This window comes from uncultured Maribacter sp., from assembly GCF_963977385.1.
Taxonomy (GTDB): domain Bacteria; phylum Bacteroidota; class Bacteroidia; order Flavobacteriales; family Flavobacteriaceae; genus Maribacter.
Map to the genome: position 1 here is coordinate 177559 of NZ_CAXBOU010000006.1, position 18659 is coordinate 196217.

General features: G+C 35.1%; 13 protein-coding genes. 8 read left to right on the forward strand and 5 right to left on the reverse strand.

Annotated elements, in window-relative coordinates; genetic code table 11:
• Window positions 1-33: 33 nt before the first annotated feature.
• Window positions 34-2145: a thioredoxin domain-containing protein gene (locus tag AAC084_RS09000; protein WP_339839719.1), complete on the reverse strand. Its 2112-nt coding sequence runs from the start codon at window positions 2143-2145 to the stop codon at window positions 34-36.
• Window positions 2146-2443: 298 nt separating this feature from the next.
• On the opposite strand from AAC084_RS09000, the gene AAC084_RS09005 reads away from it, so the two are divergent.
• The 5 genes from AAC084_RS09005 (at window position 2444) to AAC084_RS09025 (ending at window position 8634) form a co-directional block, all read left to right on the forward strand.
• Complete coding sequence (locus AAC084_RS09005; RefSeq protein WP_339839722.1) at window positions 2444-3508, forward strand: alpha-glucuronidase family glycosyl hydrolase; 1065 nt, start codon at window positions 2444-2446, stop codon at window positions 3506-3508.
• Window positions 3453-4619 carry a hypothetical protein gene (locus AAC084_RS09010; protein ID WP_339839725.1) on the forward strand — a complete coding sequence of 389 codons (1167 nt, stop codon included), beginning with the start codon at window positions 3453-3455 and terminating at the stop codon, window positions 4617-4619. The genes AAC084_RS09005 and AAC084_RS09010 overlap by 56 nt, the downstream gene beginning before the upstream one ends.
• Window positions 4620-4848: 229 nt before the next feature.
• Window positions 4849-5820 carry a succinylglutamate desuccinylase/aspartoacylase family protein gene (locus AAC084_RS09015; RefSeq protein WP_339839728.1) on the forward strand — a complete coding sequence of 324 codons (972 nt, stop codon included), beginning with the start codon at window positions 4849-4851 and terminating at the stop codon, window positions 5818-5820.
• A 382-nt stretch (window positions 5821-6202) separates the two neighbouring features.
• Window positions 6203-6619, forward strand: coding sequence for a transcriptional repressor (locus AAC084_RS09020; protein WP_339839730.1), 417 nt, complete (start codon window positions 6203-6205; stop codon window positions 6617-6619).
• Window positions 6620-6663: 44 nt separating this feature from the next.
• A complete protein-coding gene (locus tag AAC084_RS09025) occupies window positions 6664-8634 on the forward strand; it encodes a heavy metal translocating P-type ATPase (protein WP_339839734.1) in 1971 nt (656 codons plus the stop codon).
• Between the two features lie 15 nt (window positions 8635-8649).
• On the opposite strand, the gene AAC084_RS09030 is transcribed toward AAC084_RS09025, so the two are convergent.
• The 4 genes from AAC084_RS09030 to AAC084_RS09045 all read right to left on the reverse strand — a co-directional run bounded on the left by AAC084_RS09030 (window position 8650) and on the right by AAC084_RS09045 (window position 13846).
• On the reverse strand, window positions 8650-10845 hold the full coding sequence (locus tag AAC084_RS09030; RefSeq protein ID WP_339839736.1) for a PepSY domain-containing protein: 2196 nt from the start codon (window positions 10843-10845) through the stop codon (window positions 8650-8652).
• Between the two features lie 104 nt (window positions 10846-10949).
• Window positions 10950-11435: a DUF2271 domain-containing protein gene (locus AAC084_RS09035; RefSeq protein ID WP_339839739.1), complete on the reverse strand. Its 486-nt coding sequence runs from the start codon at window positions 11433-11435 to the stop codon at window positions 10950-10952.
• A 1-nt stretch (window position 11436) separates the two neighbouring features.
• On the reverse strand, window positions 11437-12936 hold the full coding sequence (locus AAC084_RS09040) for an ankyrin repeat domain-containing protein (RefSeq protein WP_339839741.1): 1500 nt from the start codon (window positions 12934-12936) through the stop codon (window positions 11437-11439).
• A gap of 4 nt (window positions 12937-12940) precedes the next feature.
• Window positions 12941-13846, reverse strand: coding sequence for a DUF6607 family protein (locus AAC084_RS09045; RefSeq protein WP_339839744.1), 906 nt, complete (start codon window positions 13844-13846; stop codon window positions 12941-12943).
• Between the two features lie 113 nt (window positions 13847-13959).
• Here AAC084_RS09045 and AAC084_RS09050 point away from each other — a divergent pair, with 113 nt between their 5' ends.
• The 3 genes from AAC084_RS09050 (at window position 13960) to AAC084_RS09060 (ending at window position 18410) form a co-directional block, all read left to right on the forward strand.
• Window positions 13960-16077, forward strand: coding sequence for a TonB-dependent receptor (locus AAC084_RS09050; RefSeq protein ID WP_339839746.1), 2118 nt, complete (start codon window positions 13960-13962; stop codon window positions 16075-16077).
• 37 nt (window positions 16078-16114) lie between these two features.
• Entirely contained in the window at window positions 16115-16744 is a 630-nt protein-coding gene (locus AAC084_RS09055; protein WP_339839748.1) for an HmuY family protein, read from the forward strand.
• A 979-nt stretch (window positions 16745-17723) separates the two neighbouring features.
• Window positions 17724-18410: a hypothetical protein gene (locus tag AAC084_RS09060; protein ID WP_339839750.1), complete on the forward strand. Its 687-nt coding sequence runs from the start codon at window positions 17724-17726 to the stop codon at window positions 18408-18410.
• The last annotated feature ends 249 nt before the right edge of the window (window positions 18411-18659 follow it).

Below are 18659 nucleotides of genomic sequence, written 5' to 3' on the forward strand. Positions count from 1 at the left end.
ATTTTACCCATTAAATATCAACTTTTATCCAATCTATTTAAATCCCTGATAACCAAAAGATTTCATTTGTTCAAAAGCTTCTTCAACTGTTTTTACCGGAAGTTTACAGGTGTTATTTTGACAAACATAAATGAATGTTTCTTCATTATCAAAACGGTCTTTAAAAAGAGAGATGTCACTAGAAATTGTAGAACCTACAAGAAGTGTGTTTGCCAAATAGTCCGCATTCATTTTAGTCATTAGACTTTTAGCATTTTCACCAACTATAGCTATTTCATAAAAAGGATATGCTTGTTGCAACAACAATGAACCCCATGTGCCATAACTTACAGCATGATTTTCAAAATCTTCCATCAATAAAGAACCCATCACCTCGGCCTTCTTTAAATATTCAGTATTATAATCAAGATGTCCTATTCTAAAAAAATTCTGTGCCATAATTGCATTTGCAGATGGCACCACTCCGTCAGATGTGTTGATTATTTTAGGCACCAAATCGCTTGACACATTGTAATAAAACAATTCAGATGCACCTTCATATTTATTTATAGAAACATCCATTAATTCTTTTGAAACCTCTAAGTAAGAAACCTCTAGCGTAACTTCATATAATGCAAATGCACTTTTAGCAAGAAAAGCATAATCTTCTAAAAAAACTTCTTTCTGTTTACTATTAGTGGTATACGAATGAACCAGTACACTGTTTTTATAATTATTGGTTTTTATATACTCAAAAATAGATTTAGCCTCCTTCAAATACTCTTCATCCTCAAACGCCGTGTATGCTTCCAATAGACCATCTATTAAAAGGGCATTCCAAGAAGTAATGATTTTATGATCAATAGCAGGTTTCTCCCTCTTTTGTCTAGCCTGGTATAGAACGTTTTTCCAATGCTTTATTTTTTTCTCCAATTCATCAGGTGTAATTGAAACTTCTTTAGAAAAATCTGCTTTAGAAATAGTATTGTTTAGTACGTAGTTTCCATGCTCCCAAACTTCACCTTCTTGAATATTATAAAATTGTGAAAACAACTCAAAATCTGCACCTAACAACATATTCAACTCCTCTTGTTTCCAAACATAATACACACCCTCTTCGCCATCGGTATCAGCATCCATAGCACTAAAATAACCCCCATTTTCATTTCTCATTTCAGTTTTCAGAAACTTAAACGTTTCTTTTACCTTGCCGGCATACTCTTTATTCCCTGTTAATTTATAGACCTTAGATAACAAATTAATCATTTGGGCATTATCATATAACATTTTTTCAAAATGAGGAACTTTCCATTTATCGTCTGTACTATATCTAAAAAATCCTCCATCTACATGATCGTAAATACCAGCATTCGTAACAATATCCAAGGTATTTAAAACATGATTTCTTGCATCGGTATTTTGTTGTAAAACAGAATAATCCAATAACATATTCAAGTTCGTTGGTAATATAAATTTTTGCTGTCCTTTATTACCACCCCATTCTAAATCCCACAACGCAGACCACTCCTCAATTCCTTTAATAATTTTATCTGAAGTAACTGCATTGGCCATTTGTTTTGTGGGTTGTTCATATACTTCCTGCACTCCATTTGATAGCATGGCAGCATACTCTCTCATTTTATCAGGGTTCTTTTCAAATTCATTACTGAACTTAACAAGAATAGACTTCCACTCCTCTTTTTCGTGATACGTACCCAAATATATTGGACTTCCATCGGGAAGGATTATAGCGTTCATAGGCCAACCACCAGTACCATTTACCAATTGCAATGCAGTTTGATACACCATATCTAAATCTGGACGTTCTTCCCTATCTACTTTTATACTGATGAATTTGTCATTCATTAATTTGGCAACCTCCACATCTTCAAAAGATTCTTCCTCCATTACATGACACCAATGACAAGTAGAATACCCAACACTTAAAACAACCAATCGACTCTCTTTTTTCGCTAACTTGAAAGCGCTTTCTGACCATGGTTTCCAATCGACAGGGTTGTGTGCATGTTGTAATAAGTAAGGACTGGTTTCATGAATTAATTCATTTGTATATTCAAAATTCTCATTTGAATTACTATCACGATTCTTACAAGAAATTAATAGAATTAAAAAAACAATAAGTAGTGAAAGTTTAGAAATGTTCATATGATTTTAAGAAAACAATTATAGAATAGATTCATCAAAGATAATTTTATTTTAAATCTATCACATTCATAGCTTTATTTGATATTATTAATTTGAAATTAACGAAAGGGTTTTAGTAGCTAATTTCACTATTCAACTTTTTAACAACAAAGAGCTATAGGCAACGGGAATCTTATATTTCATAAATTAATTTTGCTTTTCTTTTTAATTGTTATTGGCAAGTATGTTAATTCAAATTAACACTTTTCAATAGAATTACCCTATTTTCAAAGGTAATGTGCTTGTAAAAACCTCTAAAATGAAACCTATAAACGTATTCATAATCCTATTTCTAACAATGTTTACTAAGCTACATAGTCAGTATGCTGATGGCTATAAGCTTTGGTTAAAATATGATAAAATTGAAAATTCTGAGTTATTTAACGAGTATGCTGAAATAGTAAGTTCTATATATTTTAAGGATGATAGCAATATCTTAAAAAATGCAAAGAAAGAGTTTTCCCTTGCGTTACCTCGAATGTTAAATAAGCAAGTAAAATATTCAAACAACATAAGTTCAGATAACTCCCTAATTGTTGACGTTTATGAAAACTTACCGAATGATTTAAAAGATTTAGTTAGCAAAGATATTGAGGTATTAACAGACGAAGGGTTTATTATCAAATCATTGATCCATAAAAAGAAATCGATTATTGTAATAAGCTCAAAAAAAGATATCGGAATACTGTATGCTACGTTTCGGTTTTTACATTTAATACAAACAAATAAAAAATTAAAATCTATTGAATTAGTAGACAGTCCAAAAATTGATTTAAGAATGTTGAATCATTGGGACAATCTTGATCGTAGTGTAGAACGTGGGTATGCGGGATTCTCATTATGGAATTGGCAAAAACTACCCGAATATATTAATCAACGTTATATTGATTATGCAAGAGCAAATGCATCAATTGGCATTAATTCCACAGTTCTTACCAATGTAAATGCGAATGCCTTAGTACTTACACCTATGTATTTAGAAAAAGTAGAAGCCCTAGCCAGTGTTTTTAGAGGATATGGAATAAAGGTCTATTTAACTGCTCGCTTTTCTGCACCTATTGAAATTGGCAATCTAGAAACCGCCGACCCACTTAATACAGAAGTGGAAAAATGGTGGTCAAATAAAGCAGCTGAAATATATAAGCGAATTCCTGATTTTGGCGGATTCTTGGTTAAAGCAAATTCAGAAGGTCAACCAGGTCCACAAAATTACGGTCGCAATCATGTAGATGGGGCTAATATGATGGCCACTGCATTAAAACCATTTGGTGGTACTATTAATTTGGAGAGCTTTCGTTTATTCCGAACACGACGATACAGATAGGGCCAAACAAGCCTATGATGAATTCTTACCTTATGATGGTAAGTTTAAGGACAATGTTTTAGTTCAAGTGAAAAACGGGGCAATAGATTTTCAACCTCGAGAACCATTTCACCCCATGTTCGGGGCTATGAAAAAGACTCCATTAGTAATGGAATTTCAAATTACACAAGAGTATTTAGGCTTTAGTAGTCATTTGGTTTTCTTGCCGAAACTTTTCGAAGAAGTCTTAGATTCAGATACATATCAGAAAGGTAAAGGCTCTACTGTAGCAAAGGTTATTGACGGAAGTTTGTATGGTAATACCTTAACAGGAATAGCTGGTGTTGCCAATATTGGCTCTGATTTAAATTGGACAGGACATCCTTTTGCTCAAGCTAATTGGTATGGCTTTGGACGTTTGGCATGGAATCCTGATGTAAGTTCCGAAACAATTGCTGATGAATGGTTGAGAGCTACCTATAGTACTAATCAAGATTTTATTGAACCGGTAAAAAAACTAATGCTTTCTTCTAGAGAGGCCGTTGTTAATTACATGAATCCATTAGGCTTACATCATATTTTTGATACTGGCCACCATTACGGACCTGGCCCATGGGTAGATAATTTAAGCAGACCAGATTGGAATCCGGTTTATTATCACAAAGCAGATACAAATGGTATTGGTTTTGACCGTACACCATCAGGCAGTAATGCTACTGAGCAATACGCCCCATATTTAGAGAAAACATTTAATGATGTAAACACTATACCCGAAGAATATCTCCTTTGGTTTCATCATGTACCATGGGACTTTAAATTACAGAATGGAACAACCCTATGGGATGGTGTTGCTCTAAAATATCAAGAAGGTGTCAATGAAGTAAATAACATGATTCGTACTTGGGATGACGTAAAACCTTATGTATCTGAAAGTGAATACAACGAAGTGAAGATGCTTTTACAAATTCAATTAAAAGAAGCCAAGTGGTGGCGAGATGCATGTTTATTATATTTTCAAACATTTTCGAAAAAAGAATTGCCTGTAGGTGTTGAAAAACCGACCCAAAGTTTAGAATATTATAAATCACTTAAATTTCCATTTGCTCCAGGTATTCGTCCACAATGGGATTAATCAGCTTTCAAAATCTATTAAATAGTTGATACTTTTTTTATCATTTTTTTTTGTTGTCGCCAATAGTAAATTTAAATCCCATCTATCAGATTAAAATTTTTCATAATTGATTGGCCAGATATTTTGTTTATACACTATTGATTTAAATAGTAATTTCATCCTTTAGAATATAACAATCTGTAACCTTTTAGGTTTTACAATAGAAAAGTCAAAATTTACGCTTAACAAAATGTCGAATAAAAAATACACGGTCTTAGGAGAAACCATTGAAAAAGGTAAAGGTGCCCAACTTAATTTAGATATTGCCAAACTACACACCAGAACTAAAATTGAAGTACCAATAATAGTACAGCGTGGTAAAAAAGATGGTCCTACTCTATTAATAACTGGCGGTATACATGGAAATGAAATTAACGGTGTAGAAATTGTGAGGCAACTAGTTTCTAAAAAGTATAACAAACCAGAATGCGGTATGGTTATCTGTATTCCTGTGGTGAATATTTTCGGCTTTCTTAATCAAACAAGACAGTTTCCGGATGGTAGAGACCTAAATAGGGTTTTCCCAGGAAGCTTGCGTGGTTCTTTGGCTAGTAGGTTTGCGTATCACTTGGTGAAAGACATTGCACCTGTAATTGATTATTGTATTGATTATCATACAGGTGGGGACAGTCGTTTTAACGCACCTCAAATAAGAATTGACAAAGATGATGTAGAAGGACTTGCATTGGCTAAAATTTTTGGGGCAGAATTTATTGTAAAATCTGCTGGAAGAGAAAAATCTTTCCGTGAAACATTACATCAATTGGATAAAAAAGTACTGTTATATGAAGGTGGAAAATCACTTCATATTGACAAGGAAATTACAGATACCGGAGTAGTCGGCGCATTACGAATGATGCAACACTTGGGTATGCGTAATTTCGATAAAGAATTAGCTGAATACGAAATCAAAGAAATCACCCCAAAATTAGTTCATGCATCAAAATGGTTGAGAGCAAAGCATTCGGGTATGTTTCACCCAGTTGTGAAAGTTGGACAAAAAATAAAGAAAGGTGAAGAATTAGGTAGTATTTCAGGTCCTTTCGGGTATTTTGAAAAGAAAACCAAAGCCAAAGAATCAGGGTTTATTATCTGTATAAATGAATCACCTATTGTAAACCAAGGTGATGCCATTTTTCATATTGCATACGACATCGAGTAAAATTTAATTTGCATGCAAAAAGCTTTACTCCTACAATTTAAGGTTAAAGATCATCTCTAACTAAAATCAGGTATTTACCTGATTACATTAATGTTACAATCGTTTTTAATTAATCATTTGAACAACCCAAGTCAAGAGAATAATAGTTATTTGAAACAAAAAATCAAAGCAAGAAAGTCTTAATTATATAATATGAATCATCAAAAATTCTATTTTGAACAGAAGTGACACTATTTTTCATTTTTTGGAGAACAATCAGACAAAACGCATCTTGTTTTCAAAAGTAAATCTCTATAATCTCACATTAAAGATCATCTCTAATTGAAACATTCTATAACATTGATTACATTAGTGTTAAGAGCATTTCAAAACTCCTATTTTAATGACTGAAATTGAAAAAACATTAGATGATAAAAGTATACGACCTACAGCGATGCGTATACTCATTTACAAATATATGGCTAGCAAAGAAACTGCCGTAGCTCTTACTGATATTGAGAACGCTTTTGAAAAAGCTGAGCGTACGACCCTGTATCGTACCCTCAAAACATTTGAAGAAAAAGGCATTGTACATCAAATAGATGATGGTACAAATATTTCGAAATTTGCGTTATGCCAGCCTGGCTGCAAATGTGAAATAGACCAAGATTTACACCTACACTTTTATTGCAGTCATTGTGAAAAAACAGTTTGTTTGACCGAGCATAAAATACCGCATATCAATTTACCTACTGGTTATATTGCCGAAGATGCAAATCTGGTTATTAAAGGTATTTGTGATACGTGCAGTGAACACTAAATGCACTTCTGTTGCACTATTAGTTTTTAGACCTTGCAAGCATTATGAAAAAGAAGAAAATAGACTTGCGATCTTTTACTGCTCCCCAGAAGACATGCGAACATTGCCATGATGAAGATGGTCACAATCATGACACTTCACAGGGAACTTCAACATTATCAATATACCTACCTGCTATTATAAGTTTTAGCATGCTGGTCATAGGTATTGCCTTAGATTATTTCGAACTTTTACCCTTCTTTAAAGGGTATGTTCGTTTAGCTTGGTATATAGTCGCTTATCTACCTGTTGGTTTACCGGTATTGAATGAGGGCTTGAAAAGCATTAAAAAAGGTGATTTCTTCACTGAATTCTTTTTAATGGGAATTGCTACGATAGGCGCATTCGGTATTGGCGAATATCCTGAGGGTGTAGCGGTTATGGTATTCTACGGAGTAGGTGAGCTTTTTCAAAGTGCCGCTGTTACCCGAGCCAAGAATAACATTAAGGCGTTACTTGATCTACGACCAAATGAAGCATTAGTATACCGTAATCATAACTATATTGCTATTTCTCCTGAAGAGGTAGAAATCGGTGAGAAAGTTCAAGTAAGAGTTGGTGAGAAAGTACCGCTAGACGGAATTTTACTTTCCGATACCGGCACATTTAACACTGCCGCCTTAACGGGTGAAAGTAAACCGGACTCCCTTAAAAAAGGTGAATCTATTTTTGCAGGCAGCATCAATCTTGATGGTGTCATAGAGATTGAAACTACCAAGGCATTTAAAGATAGTTCTATTGCCCGTATTTTAGATATGGTTCAGAATGCTACAGCTAGAAAATCAAAAACGGAATTATTCATTAGAAAGTTTGCAAAGGTCTATACCCCTATTGTGACCTACCTCGCCATTGCGTTAACTTTTCTACCCTACTTTTTTGTGGAAGATTATGTTTTTCAAGACTGGCTATATCGGGCTTTGATATTTCTAGTAATTTCTTGTCCGTGCGCTTTGGTCATTTCTATTCCGTTAGGATATTTCGGAGGATTAGGAGCTGCATCACGAAACGGCATTCTGTTTAAAGGAGCTTCATTTTTAGATACGATGACTAAGGTTAATACAGTGGTCATGGATAAAACAGGAACACTTACCAAAGGAGTTTTCAAGATAAAGGATCTTGTTAAAGATCAGATCTTTACAGAGGTAGATTTCATGAAGTACTTGATTGCTATTGAAGAGCAATCTACCCACCCCATTGCCAAGGCCATTTTGGAATACAAAATAGAGGGTCCCAAATTCAAAGCAACCGATGTGACTGAAATTGCTGGTAAGGGTTTGAAAGGAACCGTAAATAATAAAATGGTTTTAGTGGGTAATAAAGCGCTGATGACTTCGAATCAAATTGAAGTGCTACCTGAAACAAATACTATTGTAGAATCTATAGTTATGGTCGCCATTGATGGTAAATTTGCTGGCTACGTTACTATTGCCGATGAATTGAAGGAAGATGCAATACAAGCTGTTAAAGATATTCGTAACGCGGGCATAACTAAAATAATAATGCTTTCGGGGGATAAGGATTCCATCACCCAACAAGTGGCAAAACATTTAGATATCGATTGGGCAAAAGGTGGATTACTACCAGAAAACAAACTTGAAGAAGTTGAAAAACTTAAAAAACAACCGGGTACTAAAATAGCCTTTGTAGGTGATGGTATCAATGACGCACCAGTACTAGCTGCAAGTGACGTAGGTATTGCAATGGGTGGTTTAGGCAGTGATGTAGCCATTGAAACTGCTGATGTAATTATACAAACAGACCAACCTTCTAAAATTGCTAAAGCAATAAAAATCGGAAAATCTACCCGAAAAATTGTGTGGCAAAATATAGCACTAGCTTTCGGAGTAAAAGTAATTGTACTAGCGCTAGGCGCAGGCGGATTAGCAACGATGTGGGAAGCTGTATTTGCAGATGTAGGTGTAGCACTTTTAGCGATATTAAATGCTGTTCGATTACAAAGAATGAATTGGGATTAACGTATTTACTAGAATCTAATAGCAATCGGTTTTTAATTGTCCGCTTTTTTCAAATTCGTCAAAAGTGATAGTTCCGTTTTCTTGAAGAATTCGCTCCAATACATCAAGAACATTGTGCTGCATAGCTAATGAACCGCAAATCATAATAGTACCGCCGCTAATAATACTGCGGAGCACCAATTCTTTTTGCTCCAGAACGGTATCTTGAACATATTGCTTATTCGCTTCACGCGAGAAACTTGTATGCAATTGCACATGCTGCTTATTCATCATTGTTTTTTCTAAAACAGAATTATAAATAGCCACAGAAGCCTTTGTGCGGCCACCCCAGAATAAATTGATATTCTGATTACTACTCTCTGCTATCATTCCTAAGAACGGAGCTATGCCGGTTCCGTTTGCAATAAGGATAGTATTTTGTGAAATCTCAGATAAACGAAAATCTACGTTGATATTTATTGCTACCTTAATCATGTCGCCAACTTTTAAACCAAAGAGATAATTAGAACCACGACCCTTCTCATGCTTTTTAATACTCAATAAAACCTCATCACCAATTCTAGCTATCGAATATTGGCGAACCATATCATCTCCATTCGGAAAAATAGCTAACAAATCGCCTGACGTGAATTGCACATTATTCATCGGCTTTAAGCGTAGAAGAAAAGTATCATCTATATTTAATTCGGTGCGCTCAAGCACTTTAAAATCTATTTTTTTACGTTTATCTTTTTTTATAATCGGGCGCTCTATTGGAATAGTAAATCCTACTTGATTACTCCACTGAATCATCCAAAGTTCAAAAGAATCAAAATCAGCTTTATTAATTTTAAATAGAGGCAAAAGAGGTCGAAAATTAGCATCTGCCTGTAACTGTCCATCAACCATTATCGCAAACTTGCAATAGTCAGGATAATCCAAAGAACCAAACCCTACTACAGAATACACAATTTCATTTGGCTGAGAAATGTTTGGAAACGTAGTTCTGAACTTTCTAGCATTGGTTGGCGGTTCTCCTTCTCCGTAGGTAGAAGTAAACACGACAATATTTTTAGCTCTGGCATATGTGGTATAGTTATTTAGTTCGGTCATATAAACTTTTTTACCAACCTTGGTTAATCCGTTATACAAGCGTTGCGCAAAATCGAATGCGGTACCACTCTCCGACCCTACCAAAATAATAAACTCACAGTCATCCTTATCCAGCATATTCGCAATGAGCTTCCCTTTTTTTCTTCGTTTTAAGGTCATCACAAAACCAGAATACATGAAGAATAAAATCGAAGCACTTGCGAGCAGAAGAATTACAGACCATAATATATTGCCTTCTCCTGTGTGCAAAACCAAACTTAAACGCGATGCAAGCACTACAAACGGATATTCACCACTACGAACAATTGCTCCTGTTTGCTGATTAACTTCTACCTCCCTATCGTTTAAAGCGATTAGGTAATAGTCTTCAGCATCAGTAGAAAATGGGAATTCTACTTGACGAACCTCATCGAGTGTAGTTTCTTTAAAGAATGGAATCTCCTTAATATTTTTAAAAGCTACCGTTGTACCGTTAGCTACTATATCTTGCTTATCAATAGTAGTATCAGGAAGTAAATTGAATTTTTCAGCAGATAAATAGACTCCGGTAAGTGCAAGAATAACAATAGGAATAAAAAAATATCTACTTAAAATAACATGGTAGCGTAATTCAAAATAATCTTTCTGAACTTTTGTAAATAATTTAAGAAATCCGCCCTGTCGCTTGGCCAATAAAACAAGTCCGGTACTTGCAATTAAAAAAAGTAGTAATGAAATAAGACCAACGAAAAATCTACCTATACTTTTTAAGAAAAGGGAACGGTGTAAATTGGTAGCAAAGGTATAGATATAGGGTCGTTCTACAACTTCACCTAGCTGTTCTCCTGTAGTTGGGTCAACATATACGTCTAGGGTTTCCAACTCCATGGTTAAAACAGAAGCCTTTACGAAACCCGAGGATTCTACTTCAAGTGCCAAAACCTCATCATATGCCCCATGTAGCGCATCAATAGTAGTCGCCAAAGAGACCTCTTCTAAATCATGGGTTGCATATCCCCTCGCTTGATGCGATATAGGCTCAACAGCCAATATAACACCAGTTACAGCTGCTATTATTAAAAACAAGGAGGAAACAAGGGCAAGCGCTAGATGACTATATCGCCATACAGAAATGGTCATATGAAGTAATTATTTTAAACTTTAGTTGAACTGCTTAATTTAAATGTTCCGAAGCATCATTTTCAGACATTCCGGAACATGTAGCAATAATTTATTTGATAAATTTACTGAGGTAACATACGCACGTAACGTATGAATCCTTTGCCTTCTACTTTTGTTGTTAGATTTTCAGTGGTCAGTTCAAATTGAATATCGTCTGCGAAATAACCTTGATCTTCAACTGAAGTTTCAAAACGTAAATTATATCCTTTATCGATTTTATCAATAGGTATTTGCAAAACAGATAATGAACGTTCACCTCCGCTTATCGTTTCTCCAGAAATGGCATCGATATTCGGACGATGTTTGCCATAAAACTTCCACCATTCTGATATTTCACTATACCATTCACTATCCTTGCCTTGCACATATAGCGTTTCTACATATTCATTATCCGCATCTACAATCGACACGATTAAATAAGCGCCTTCACCAGTATAATTCGTCAATTGAATTAAGCATTTTACAGTTTTCTTTTCTACGGTTGTAAATGCCGTCAATAGAGCCCCGACCAATAATACTGCCGGAATGAATTTGATTAATCTTTTCATATTACTTTAAAAAATTTAATGATGTATTCTCCTTCTTTAATAATTCATTTTCACTTGCTAAATCGTACACTGTTTCTTCGAAATCGGTCTTGCTTTTAGTATCAGCACCTTTAGAAATCATATATTTTAACATCTCATCATTCTCCGCTTTCATAGCTGCCAAATGCAAAGCAGTTAGCCCCTCATCATTTTTAGCGTTGATTTCAATATCATTATTAGATAATTTTTTCAATAAATCAAGGTCATTATTCTTCGCCGCTAAATGATATAACGTATTCCCCTCAGCTTGAACTGTATTAAGTTTCAACCCTTTCGCTTTAAGCATCTTTAATTTTGCATCAAAAGCATCAACCGTTCTTTTATTGAAAGATTCTGCTAAGAAATAAGCTACCGTATTACCTGTTTCATCTTTAGCATTCATAGCAGCACCTTTCTGAAGTAAAAATTCAACTACCTCTACTTGGTTATCATGAACGGCTAACATTAAAGCTGTTTCTCCGTTATTATTAGTAGCATCAATTTGCTTTACATCTTTAGATAATAATTGAACTATCGAAAGTTTGTTACGAGAAGCCGCATTTAAAAATGGCGTATTTCCTTCTTCATCAGCTTGATTTACATCTGACCCAGCAGAAAGAAAAAGCTCAAAAATAGCTTCATCTTTAGTATTAAAAGCTAAACGATGTAATGGTGTACTACCATTATTTTCAATACTATTAGGTTCTAAACCTAAACTCTGCAAATATTCATAAACAGACAACGAATTACTAAATCCGCGACCACCTTGTGATGCAAACATAAAAGCGTTACCGCCGTTTTTGTTCAATGATTTATAATCAACCCCTTTAGAGACAAGTAATTTCAGAAAATCAATATTTCCCTTTTTAGCAGCATAATTAAATATTCCGTTACCTTCTTCATCTGTACTATCAAGTTTTAATCCTTTGTTCAAAAAGAAATTCAACTCTTTTTCATTTTTTAGAGAAGGCGCAACCATTAGCAATAGGTTTGCTCCATGGTCATTTTTCTCCGCAACCAAGTTAACCCCCTTCTTTTCAAAAGCTTTATATATAACAGGGTTTGTTAACCCCGCATTTGCAGCAAAAGCAAGTGGAGTATATCGATGACTATCTAACGCGGTTACTGAAGAGCCTTGATCCAATAAATAGGTAACCACATCAGTATTACCAGAATAGCCTGCCCAATGTAAATAAATACGACTATCGTGAGTTTTCTTATCTACAAAATTGCCATCTAACGACACTAAATATTTTACTACCTCAACATCTGCATTACCTAGAATGGCAAATGTTGTCGCATCGAAAGCATTATCATTAAATGCCGTAGGGCTATTACCTTCTGCAATCTTTTGTTTCACGATTTCTACAGTTGGGTTTCCCTTCCAGAAATCGCGATTAAACAATTCATTTTTTTCTTGTGCCGTGGCTAAAAGTCCCACAAATAATAGCGTACTAAGCGCAATTTTTTTAACAGTATACATATTTTTATTTTTTTACAAAAGATTCTATAACCTCGTTAATTTCAGCTTGCTCATCATATTCATCATCAAAAAGAAACTTGTATAACACCTTGTTATCTACTTTCTCTTCTAATGATAAGTCTTGATTGCGACCGTAAACGTCATCCCACTTGGTACGCACCAATGCCCATTTATCAGTATTATCTTTCCACCATTGGGCAGCAGCGGCACATTTGCTATCATCTACCTTTACATAAGTATTGTATCCTTTTTCCTTAGCTACAATCTCATCAGCTTTACCAGCTTCACGAATTACCTTCGTATTATCCTGATCATGTAACCAACCGTAATCTGTAATTTCTTGACGGTTACCACGAACTGTTAAGTTGTAATCACTTCTTGTAGTGTATTCACGTCTTGGTAATGGTGCATCTGACGTATTTTCCCAATAACTCTTTCCATCTACATGAACCCAAGTAGAAGAACCTTCATACCTAGGACTATCATCAACCTGATATACTTTTTGTGTCCACTGTCCCTTTACTTGAGAAGCCGGTAGTTTTGAGAAAGTCCAAGTGTTATCTGCATTATAAGAATACAGGTCCGTGTTCTCGAACAACCAATCTTGTCGCCAGTGTTTTACAATGTGAGGGGCTGATGGGTCTCCTACTTGTAGTAAATGTTGAATAGAAATTTTATCATCTTCATCGGTAACTAACTGCGCCCACTCCAATCCTTTATCTACTTTGGTTTTTGAAGGGTTGTACAAAGAATCTGTACTATAATTAAAAGTCTCGGCGAAATTGAAGGTTACTTCATAACAACCACACATACTTTTAATAGCGTTGCGGTCATCTTTATTTTTCTTTTTTTGTGAAAAAGCACTTATTGAAATTAATAGTGCTAGTACGATAGTTAAAGGTGTTCTCATTACTTAAGGTTTATTGTTTTAAGTTCGTTGCCAAAAATAGTTATTTTTATTTATTCTAAATAAGAATTGTTTATATATTTGCCTTCTATTAAGAATAAGTCTAAATAAATATAATGCAATTCCGTTTTACTATCCTTTTACTCTTTATTGGTTTTCAATATGTTATTTCTCAAGCACAAGTAGAAGTCATTATCGATACTATCCCCTCACAATTATTAGACGAAGTAATCGTTACGGCCACACGCACACAAAGACAACTGTCATCATTACCCCTACCCGTAACGCTGATTGGAAAAAAGAAGATTTTACAATCTGGTACAGTTCGTTTAAATGAAATTTTAAATGAGCAGACTGGTATTATTACGGTAGCTGATGAAAGCGGATTTCAAGGTGTACAAATCCAAGGTATCGCTTCAGATTATATTCTTATACTGATGGATGGTGTTCCTCTTGTGGGTCGTAGCGCAGGTAATTTTGACTTAAGCCGACTTACAGTTGGTAATATTAAACAGATTGAAGTAGTTAAAGGTCCGTCGAGCAGTTTATACGGTTCTGAAGCCTTAGGCGGAGTCATAAATATTATTACAGAAAAACCTACTTCCGATGTCTTAGCTGGGAATGCTTCCTACCGTATAGGTACGTTCTCACAGCAAGATATTAATATCGACATAAAACAAGGTTTTAAAAAGTTTCGATACGGTTTTTTTGCCAATCGATTCTCCAGTAATGGCTATGACTTAAATGAAGATGTAGCGGGGCAAACTGTAAATCCGTATACCAATTACACATTAAATGGTCGTTTGTATTATGATTTTAGTAACAAGTTATCGCTCTTTACCTCTGCCCGTTTCTATGATCAAAATCAAGATGCTGGTTTTACGCTAGACAGTATACAATACGAAGGCGATACCAAAGAGCGTGAATGGAATGCGCATGCGAGACTCGACCATAAATGGAACCCAAATCTTACCATGGCCTACGAGCTATATTATACCAACTACACTGCAAATGAGCTATTGGTAGACCCTATTTCTGCCGATGTATTAAGTGAAAATGATTTTAATCAGAAATTGTTTCGTCCAGAAGTTCGCGGGAGCTTCAAATTTGCATCAGAAAACGATAGTGAAGCAAAAGGATTCCGAAATGGGAGTTTAACCGCTGGTGTTGGTCTCCAACTAGATGAATTGGACAGAACCTATTTTGATGAAACCGTAAATTTCACTTCTCAATATTTATATGCACAGTATGATTTTAACCCAATAGAAAACCTAAATGTGATTGCAGGTGCTCGGTTCGATAATCATTCCGAATATAATAATCAATTTAGTCCGAAATTGGCAATGCGCTACAAAGTTTCCGATGTATTCTCTCTTAAAGGTTCGGTTGGATACGGCTTTAAAGCACCCGACTTTAGACAGCTCTATTTCGATTTTACCAATTCTGCCGTTGGCTATACCGTATTAGGGTATAATGTAGCGTTAGACAAATTAAAAGAGCTCGAAGAACAAGAGCAGATTCTTGATGTCGTAGTCACAGAAGAAGACCTTAGTAAACCCCTAGAAGCAGAAAGTTCCGTTGGTTACAATTTGGGGTTCACCTTTAAACGGGGAAACAGCACTACTGAAGTAAATTTCTTCAGAAACGATTTTAAGAATCTTATTGACACACGCATTATTGCACGTAAAACAAACGGACAAAATGTTTTTAGCTATATCAATTTCGATGAGATTTATACTACCGGCTTCGAAGTTAATTCAGGCTATAAAATTTCTTACAACCTAAATATAAGTGCCGGCTACCAGCTTTTATACGCTTATGATAAACAGAAAAAACAAGATATAGAAGAGGGCCAGGTGTTCGTTCGAAATCCAAGTTCAGGTCAGACAGAAGCTGTTTCTCAGTCCGATTATTTTGGGCTTGTAAATCGTTCGCGCCACAATGCAAACTTTAAAGTGTATTATGATATTCCGTCCGCAAGCACCAATTTAAATCTACGGGTGCTGTATAGAAGTAAATATGCACAGTTTGATACGAACGGCAACGGACTTATCGATACTTACGACAGCAGTTTCATTGACGGCTTTATGACCGTAAACGCGGCTGCCAGTAAAATATTCTATAATGATTTTACACTACAGGTAGGCGCCAATAATCTATTGGACTATACCGATAACAATATCCCGACAATGCCGGGAATTCAAGGATACGTAAAACTAAATTATCAATTCTAACCCACCTGACTAAGAGCAGGTTTTAATTACAATTACCATGACGAAGAACATTTTAGCAGTAGCATTTTTAGCGGTGGCATTAGCATCTTGCAGTAATGATGATGACAATACCCCAGCATCAGAACCGATACAGACAGAATCGGTAAGCAACCTTTATGCACCACAAACTGGCGGACAAGGAGAAGCTGTAGGCGGTGAATTTGCAAAGTTTGATTTTGAAACTGGCGCGCAAACCACCAGTGATACGGAGTGGGACATTGCCTTTAGGGGAAGCACCATTGCCATAAACGGCGGTGCAGAAACAGGAACAGCCGATGAGCCAACACGAAACGGAAACGTAGGTGCTGCGATAGTAACGGGTACATTGGCAAGTGTAACTTCTGCAAACGGGCTTACCTTTAACCAAGATGCCGATGCGGCATTTGCCATACCGACCGGTAGTGATAACGGCTGGTACAACTATGCAGGGCCACCATCGCACGTTATTACACCAATACCAGGTAAAGTATTTGTTATTAGAACAACAGAGGGTAATTACGCCAAAGTAGAGATTATCAGCTATTACGAAAATGCCCCTTCTGAGCCAGACGCATTTGCAGATGCAACACCATATTACACTTTTAATTATGTCTATAACCCAAATGAAGGAGAGACATCTTTCGAATAAGTTTGTTTTAGTTTAAGTTGTTTATAGTAAAGCTCATCTAATACAGATGGGCTTTATTTTTTTAGTTACCTCTTCGTCAGCTTTCAACAATTCTACATATTTAAATTTAAACGTTTACAAACGCATATTATACGAATAAAACACCTCTATTTATCTGTATACATGGATGCGTTATAAGTTTTGATTAAATTACGGGTAAAATAGATATAAGAGTACCTGGGTACTCTTAGCCAATTGTTGGCAGTAAGCAAGGCTGACCAACAAAAACCTTATTTCCATTCAAAATTTTAGTATCTAAAAACGAAAAACAAAACTAAATTAGCCCAGGCAAATTCTGTAAATCGATATTCTAGAATTCCCCAACTTAGCCTTTGAACCTAAACGAGAAAATTTTCATTGAAACAAATTGAAGAATTGCGGAATCCCAGACTCATAAAGGATTACCCAAGCTCAGTACTTTGTTCGAAAATCAAGATTATGACAACGTTCCAGATTGGATCGAAACGACAAAATTCATTTTCAATAGAAAATACAGAACCCAATTAAATCGAACTCTAAAAGGAACGCCCAACTTAGGTCAAAGCATCGATAAACCGGCTTTCCTATCGTTCGCAATAGAAATATAATAAATCAAAATTTTAGGTTTTTAATCAAAATCAAGCCCAAATGCTCCAAAATCCTCAAAACAGCAACCTTAATATTCGATTAAAAGAAGGTAAACAAGCTTCAAAATATCGGTTTCTAAACTTAAAATTTCCACCAAAAACAGCGCAAAAGCTCCAAAATATGAAAATCAAGAATGGTCAAATAACAACAAAACAGAAAATGCCTACAGCCAACATTGCGTATACTTAATTGCTACAACTTACTGTTTTTGAAAAATGGTGCTTGAACCAAAGTCCATTATTATTACTAAATTAGTGCCTTGAGAAAACGCAACTAAGCATACTCAAAAGCGTTGTACGCAAGCTAAAAACAAGTGAGAAATTTTTTAATCTTATCGATAATAGCAACTATAGTATTTTTTTCCTGTGGTCAAGAAAACAGGTCACCTAAAGATAAAATCACTACTGAAATCGAAACACTAGAATCGATAAAAACCAACGAAGAGCCAAGGTCTCAAGATGAAAATCATAAAAAATTCTTAGATACGGAGTACAGGTATAATGATAATAGTGGGAATAGAATTATTATACAAAATAGCTTACCAAAAGGTGGACTAGAATATAATGACCCAAATGGAGAAAATTATATTTATGCTATTTTTTGGACTCGGATAATTAATGAAACGAATAACCCTTTTGAATTATCAATTGAGATTCCTTCTTCCCAATTCGTGCATGGATTATCATTTGATAACTATTTTAAAATTTTTGTTTCAAACAAAGAAATGGACATTGATAAATTGTCATTACTAAATTATGGTTTAAGAAGTTTAAATGATATTCTGGATAATAACCTTCAAAAACCTTCTTCATTGCAAAAAACAATAATGCCAAATAACATAAGCTCTTTTTATTTCGTAACTCTATTCAAAAGAGGATTAGGAGGAACTGTACGAGCAGGACTAAATGTAAAGAACGGTAACCTTTTTTATAAATTAAACAATACAGAAATTCCTGCTGGACAGGTCAATATCAAAAATTTGCAACTGGAAAATGAATAAAAAGCCTGCGTACAACAAAACCTATAAACAATACGGGCTTAAGGCTTAATCAAAAGGCTTGTGTATTTTTATGAAGTCCGCAAAATCTTTGGGATTTTGCTTTGGAACAAAAAAGAAAAAACAAAACACAAAGATTTCGCTATGTGCGTGGCGGAAAGCAAACGTTAGTTTGCTCCCGTACTGTTCATAGCTCAACCGTCAGACTGCGCAAAAACCTACCCTTTCTTAATAACTTTGTTGATTATCCTT